The 6,255-nt window shown below is 69.4% G+C and carries 5 protein-coding genes; 3 read left to right on the forward strand and 2 right to left on the reverse strand.

From position 1 onward, the window contains the following. Positions 1 to 38: 38 nt before the first annotated feature. Both ACZ6DT_RS12980 and ACZ6DT_RS12985 read right to left on the reverse strand, forming a co-directional pair. Positions 39 to 815 carry an ABC transporter permease gene (locus ACZ6DT_RS12980; protein ID WP_465593142.1) on the reverse strand — a complete coding sequence of 259 codons (777 nt, stop codon included), beginning with the start codon at positions 813 to 815 and terminating at the stop codon, positions 39 to 41. Further along, complete coding sequence (locus tag ACZ6DT_RS12985) at positions 812 to 1,594, reverse strand: ABC transporter ATP-binding protein (protein WP_465593145.1); 783 nt, start codon at positions 1,592 to 1,594, stop codon at positions 812 to 814. The genes ACZ6DT_RS12980 and ACZ6DT_RS12985 overlap by 4 nt, the downstream gene beginning before the upstream one ends. Positions 1,595 to 1,654: 60 nt before the next feature. Between ACZ6DT_RS12985 and ACZ6DT_RS12990 the strand changes: the two genes are divergently transcribed. The 3 genes from ACZ6DT_RS12990 to ACZ6DT_RS13000 all read left to right on the forward strand — a co-directional run bounded on the left by ACZ6DT_RS12990 (position 1,655) and on the right by ACZ6DT_RS13000 (position 6,135). Beyond that, on the forward strand, positions 1,655 to 2,428 hold the full coding sequence (locus ACZ6DT_RS12990) for a TetR/AcrR family transcriptional regulator (RefSeq protein WP_465593148.1): 774 nt from the start codon (positions 1,655 to 1,657) through the stop codon (positions 2,426 to 2,428). A 294-nt stretch (positions 2,429 to 2,722) separates the two neighbouring features. Continuing rightward, complete coding sequence (locus ACZ6DT_RS12995) at positions 2,723 to 5,131, forward strand: ABC transporter permease subunit (protein WP_465593151.1); 2,409 nt, start codon at positions 2,723 to 2,725, stop codon at positions 5,129 to 5,131. 29 nt (positions 5,132 to 5,160) lie between these two features. Further along, positions 5,161 to 6,135, forward strand: coding sequence for a glycine betaine ABC transporter substrate-binding protein (locus tag ACZ6DT_RS13000; RefSeq protein ID WP_465593154.1), 975 nt, complete (start codon positions 5,161 to 5,163; stop codon positions 6,133 to 6,135). Positions 6,136 to 6,255 lie beyond the last annotated feature (120 nt).

The following is a 6,255-nucleotide window of genomic DNA, read 5'->3' on the forward strand; positions in this document are numbered from 1 at the left end:
GTCGCCGAGTGGGGTGCGCGGTCCCCGTCGCACCCCGCTCACCGGCCCAGCGCGCGGTACTGCCTGGCCGCGAGGGGCAGGAAGATCGCGGTGAGCGCGACGGGCCAGAGCAGTGCCAGCGGCACCGCATGCGTGCTCGCCCAGTCGGTCGCGCCCCAGGTGGGGTTGCCGAACAGGTCCCGGATCGCGGTGGCGGTGGCGGACAACGGATTCCAGGTGCTGACGGCACCGAGCCAGTCCGGCATGGTCGCGGGCGAGACGAACACGCTGGAGAGGAAGCCTGCCGGCCAGACCAGGATCTGCACGGCGACCGCCGACTCCGGCGTCTTCAGCAGCAGGCCGAGGTAGATGCCCACCCAGGTGAAGGCGAACCGCAGCCACAGCAGCAAGCCGAACGCGGCCAGTGCCGGCAGGAGGCCGCGTTCCGGCGTCCAGCCCACCAGCAGCCCGGTCAAGACCATCACGGCGAGGCCGGCGACGGCGTTGAGCAGATCGGCCGCGCTGCGCCCGGCGAGGATCGCCGTAGTGGCGACCGGCATGGCGCGGATCCGTTCGGTGACGCCCTTCGCGGCGTCCGTGGTGACGGCCACGACCATGGCCTCCAGCCCGAACAGCATGGTCATCGCGAGCATGCCGGGGATGAGGAAGTCCAGGTAATCCCCGTCGGGGACGGCCATCGCGCCGCCGAAGAGGTAGCCGAACATCAGCACCATCAGGACGGGGAACAGCAACCCGACCAGTATCGAGCCGGGCCGCTGCCGCCAGTGCAGCAGGATCCGGCCGGTGAGCGCGGTGGCGTCGGAAATCGCGGTCAAGACGGCTCCTCGGTGGTGGCGTGCCCGGTGAGGTGCAGGAAGACCTCGTCGAGCGTGGGTTTGCGGGTGACGGTCTCGACCCGATCCGGGCCCACCTTCGCCTTGAGTTCGTCGGGGGTCCCGGCGGCGACGACGCGGCCCGCGTCGATGACGGCGATCCGGTCGGCCAGTTGATCGGCTTCTTCGAGATACTGGGTGGTCAGCAGCACCGTCGTGCCGGAGCCGACCAGATCCTTGATCGACGCCCAGACCTCGATGCGGGCGCGCGGATCCAGTCCGGTGGTCGGCTCGTCGAGGAACAGCACCGGCGGCGAGAGGATCAGGCTGGTGGCCAGGTCCAGCCGTCGTCGCATCCCGCCGGAGTAGGTCGCGACCGCTTTGCCCGCCGCATCGGTCAGGTTGAACCGTTCCAGGAGTTCGTCCGCCCGGCGTTTCGCCGCGGCGAGGTTCAGGTGCGAGAGCCTGCCGAACAGTACGAGGTTCTGGCGGCCGGTGAGGATCTCGTCCACGGAGGCGTTCTGTCCTACCAGGCCGATCCGGTAGCGCACCGCTTTGGGGTCGGTGAGCACGTCGTACCCCGCGACGCGTGCCTCACCGCCGTCCGGGCGCAGCAGGGTGCACAGAACGCGCACGGCCGTGGTCTTCCCCGCCCCGTTCGGGCCGAGCAGACCGCACACCGTGCCCGCTTCGACTCGCAGGCTGAAGCCGTCCAACGCGACCTTGTCCCGATACCGCTTGCGCAGGTCGACGACTTCGAGCGCCGCTTCTTCGTATGGCATACGGAGAAGCGTAGCATTAACTTCGTATGGGGTACGGAGTAGGTTTTCTATGATGGCCCCATGATGGAGATCACCGGTGGCGATCCGGGGCGCACGATCGCCACGTTGTGGGGAACCCGGAAGCTCCCGCGGCGCGGGCCCAAGCACACGCTGACCACCGGGCAGGTTGTCGCGGCCGCGGTCGGGCTCGCCGACGGTGACCAGGACCTCGCCACGCTGTCGATGCGCCGGGTCGCGGAGTCGCTGGGCGTGGGCACGATGTCGCTCTACACCTACATCGCCTCGCGGGAGGAACTCCTCGAAGCGATGCTCGACCACGTCTACGCAGAAGCCGTGGAGGATCTGGGCGAACCAGGCGACCAGGGCTGGGAGGACGGACTGCGCGAGGTCGCGAGGGTGAACTGGGACCTCTGTCTCCGGCATCCTTGGGTACTGCAGGTGTTCACCGGACGCCCGTCGCTCGGGCCGCAGTCGATCGCCAAGTACGAACGCGAACTCGCCGTGGTCGAGGGCCTTGGCCTCACCGACGTCGAGATGGACTCGGTCATCACGCTGGTGCACGACCACGTCGAAGGAGTCGCCCGCCGCCGGATCGAGGCCGATCGCGCGGTCCGCCGCACTGGGATGAACGACGAACAGTGGTGGGAGAAGGTCGGGCCCTCGCTCGCCGAAGTCTTCGATCCGGCCCGGTTTCCGCTCGCGGCGCGCGTTGGTCAGGCAGCGGGGGAAGTGCACCGAGGAGCCCACAACCCCGAGTACGCCTACGCCTTCGGGCTGGCCCGGCTGCTCGAAGGGGTGGCCGCGCTGATCGGTGAGCGGGCGGACTGCTTGTGAAGCCACGCTAACGAAGGGTTTTGGAAAACTCACGACTGACTGAACGGCGCCGCGGGGTCAGCCTTCGCGCCACGAAGACGATTCCTGTAGATCCGGGTGCCGATCCCGTCCGCTGTGCGCCGCGGTCGGGTCGAGCAGTGCCGAATCTTTACGTCGAGCTGTGGACAGGAGCCCGCGGACATGTTGGGCTGAGACCCGGCCGAACCTGGCTGGGTCGGCTGTTCCCGCCCTGCGACGTCGAGGAGTGGCGCCCTGAGCCTGTGGGAGTACCTCCGAGAGAACTGGATCGACGTCGTGAACGACGCGATCCTGCACGTGGATCTCACTCTGGCGGCGATGGCGCTGGCCGTACTGGTCGGAATGACGATCGGCCTGCTCACCTACCGGCGGCAGTGGCTCGGCGCGATGGCGACCACGACGACGGCGGCGTTCCTCACCGTCCCGTCGATCGCGCTGCTGGGCATCCTGATCGGCCCGTTCGGACTGGGGCTGACGAACGTCCTGTTCGCACTGGTGCTTTACGCACTTCTGCCGATCACGCGCAACACGATCGTCGGGCTGCGTGGGGTCGATCCGGCCGTGGTGGACGCGGCGCGCGGTATGGGGTTCGGCCGCGTGCGGCTGCTGTTTCGCGTGCGCCTGCCGCTTGCCTGGCCGGTGATCCTTTCCGGCATCCGGGTCTCGACGCAGATCACGATCGGTATCGCGGCCATCGGCGCGTATGTCAAGGGCCCCGGCCTCGGCAACGAGATCTTCGACGGGCTTGGCCGGTTCGGCTCGGTCAACTCCCTGAACCAGGTACTCACCGGGACGCTCGGGATCATGGTGCTGGCGCTGCTGTTCGACCTTGCCTTCGTGGTGGTCGGCAAGCTGACCACACGGCGACGTCCCCGTGTCCGCCGAGCGGCGGCTCCGGTGACGTCGGGGGGAGCGGCCGGAATGGGCGGCGAGACGATCGAGCTGCGGGACGTCAGCAAGCACTACCCCGGACGAGCGGTACCGGCGGTCGAAAGCCTGACGATGCGAATTCCCGCGGGCGAGATCGTCGTGCTGACCGGTCCGTCGGGGTGCGGCAAGACGACGACCATGCGGATGATCAACCGGCTCGTCGAGCCCACCGCGGGCGTCGTCACGATCGGCGGCACTGACGTGTCGGCGCTCGACCTCGACGAACACCGGCGCAACACCGGCTACGTCATCCAGCAGATCGGGCTCTTCCCGCACCTGCGTGTGGACGCCAACATCGGCGTGGTGCCGCGCGTGCTCGGCTGGACCCGACGACGCGTCGCCGACCGTGTGCGCGAGCTGCTCGAGGTCGTCGGCCTGACCCGCGAGCACGGCATCCGGTACCCGCGTGAGCTTTCCGGCGGGCAGCAACAGCGCGTCGGTGTGGCGCGGGCGATGGCCGCGGACCCGCCGGTCATGCTGATGGACGAGCCGTTCGGCTCCACCGACCCGATCACGCGCGCCCGGCTGCAGGACGAATTCCTTCGACTGCAACGAGAAGTGCGCAAAACGATCGTATTCGTCACGCACGACTTCGACGAGGCGCTGAAGGTCGGCGACCGGATCGCCGTGCTGCGGCCGCGGTCGGTGATCGCGCAGTACGACACGCCCCAGGCGATCCTCGCCGCCCCGGCGGACGACTACGTCGCGAGCTTCGTCGGCTCGAAGCGGAACCTGAAGCGGCTCGCGCTGATCCGGGTGGGTGACCTGAACCTCCGGTCGGCGGCAGGGCCGGATGGCCTGCCTTCCGTCCGGCCCGACGCCACCCTGCGGGACGTGCTGGACGTGATGGTGCGGACCGGCAGCACCGCGGTCGTGGTCACCGAGGACGGCACCGCGCAACCGCTGGGGGTGTGCGATGTGCCCAGCCTCGTCGCGGCGCTCCGGCCCGCCGATGAGGCACCCGCCCCCGCGATCCCGGACGCCGCGGAGGAACCTGGCGCGGGTCCGGACACCACGGTGCCCTCCCGGCCCCGCCGGCGCTGGCCCGGGCTGCTGGTGCGCCCGGTCCTGCTGACCCTCGCCTTATTGGCACTCTTCATGATCGTGCGTGCGCACCCGATCGACTCGATCGAAGAGCGCTTTCTCAACCCCGGCGAGATCTTCACCGAACTGGGCGAGCACCTGCGGCTCACCCTGATCTCGACGGCGTGCACCATCGCCATCGCCCTCCCGCTCGGCATCCTGCTCACCCGCGCCGGCGCCCGCTGGGCCCGGCCGATCGGCCTGGGGCTGGGCAACCTCGGACAGGCGATCCCGTCTATCGGGCTCGTCGTGCTGCTCGCGCTCTGGATCGGCACGGGTACCGCGACAGCGGTGGCGGCGCTCGTCGTCTACGCGACCTTGCCGGTGCTGCGCAACACGATCGTCGGGCTCGACGGTGTCGACCCGACCCTTGTCGACGCCGCGCGCGGCATGGGCATGGGCAAGACGGCCATCCTGTGGCGGATCGAACTGCCGCTGGCCGTCCCGGTGATTCTCGCCGGGATCCGGACCGCGCTGGTGCTCACCGTCGCGAGCGCGACGCTGGCGACGTTCATCGGCGGCGGTGGTCTCGGCGGAGGGCTTGTGGCCGGGATCGGGCTGTACCGCCCGATCCTGAGCCTGACCTTCGGCATCATCGTCGCCGCACTGGCACTTTTCGTCGACTGGCTGGGGCTGGTCGCCGAGGAGATCCTGCACCCACGCGGCATGTAACTCGACCGACTTCAAGGAGGACCAAACCCATGCGGATGCTCCAGCGCACGGCCGCCGCCGCGCTCGCGCTCGCCGTGGCAGTGGCGCTCGCGGCCGGCTGCACGATCGGCAAGAACGAGACCGGCGCCCAGGTGGGCGCGGGATCCATCAAGAAGATCGACGCGCTGAACGGCGCTCAGATTCGCGTCAGCTCCAAAGAGTTCGACGAGCAGCTGTTGCTCGGCCAGATCGCCCTTGTCGCGCTGCAAGCGGCCGGGGCGAGCCCGCAGGACAAGACCAACATCACCGGCTCGAGCAACGTCCGACAGGCACTCACCAGCGGCGCGGTCGACCTGTACTGGGAATACACCGGCACCGCCTGGATCAGCTACCTCAACCAGACCAAGCCGATCACTGATCCGCAGGCGCAATACGACGCGGTCAAGCAAGCCGACACCGCCAACGGCGTCACGTGGTGGGCACGCTCGCCGGCCAACGACACCTACGCCCTCGCCGGCAACCCGGCGACACTGGCCCGGACCGGCGTCAAGACGCTGTCCGACTACGCGGCCCTGGTGAAGCGCGACCCGGCCGCGGCCTCGACCTGTATGGGCCCGGAGTTCAAGAGCCGGGACGACGGGTTCCCCGGCCTGGCGAAGACCTACGGGTTCACCCTGCCCGACCCGCAGGTGCACCTGCTCAACGACGCCGTCGTCTACCCGAGCATCGGCAAGGGAGACCCCTGCGGCTTCGGCTCGGTCGCCTCCACCGACGGGCGCGTGGCCGCGCAGCACCTCACCGTGCTCGAGGACGACAAGCACTTCTTCCCGACGTACAACCCCGCGATCACGATCGCCACTCCGCTCGCCCAAAAATACCCGCAGCTGGAGCAAGTCTTCACGCCGATCGCCGCGAAGCTCGACACCGCGACGCTCACGGACCTGAACAAGAAGGTCAGCGTCGACGGCCAGAAGTCCGCCGAAGTCGCCCGCGACTGGCTCAAGTCGGCGGGCTTCATCAGCTGAAACCGGTGTGGCGCCAGGGGTACAGGGGGTGGGGGGGGGGGGGGGGGGGGGGGGGGGGGGGGGGGGGGGGGGGGGGGGGGGGGGGGGGAGAGGGGGGGGGGGGGGGGGGGAGGAGGACAG

This window comes from Amycolatopsis sp. NPDC041971 (genome assembly GCF_055588925.1).

What these genes read in the sequence shown, in the direction of transcription:
- ACZ6DT_RS12985 (WP_465593145.1), bottom strand. Translation starts at nt 1,594, where the DNA reads ATGCCATACGAAGAAGCGGCGCTCGAAGTCGTCGACCTGCGCAAGCGG.
- ACZ6DT_RS12990 (WP_465593148.1), top strand. Translation starts at nt 1,655, where the DNA reads ATGATGGAGATCACCGGTGGCGATCCGGGGCGCACGATCGCCACGTTG.
- ACZ6DT_RS13000 (WP_465593154.1), top strand. Translation starts at nt 5,161, where the DNA reads ATGCGGATGCTCCAGCGCACGGCCGCCGCCGCGCTCGCGCTCGCCGTG.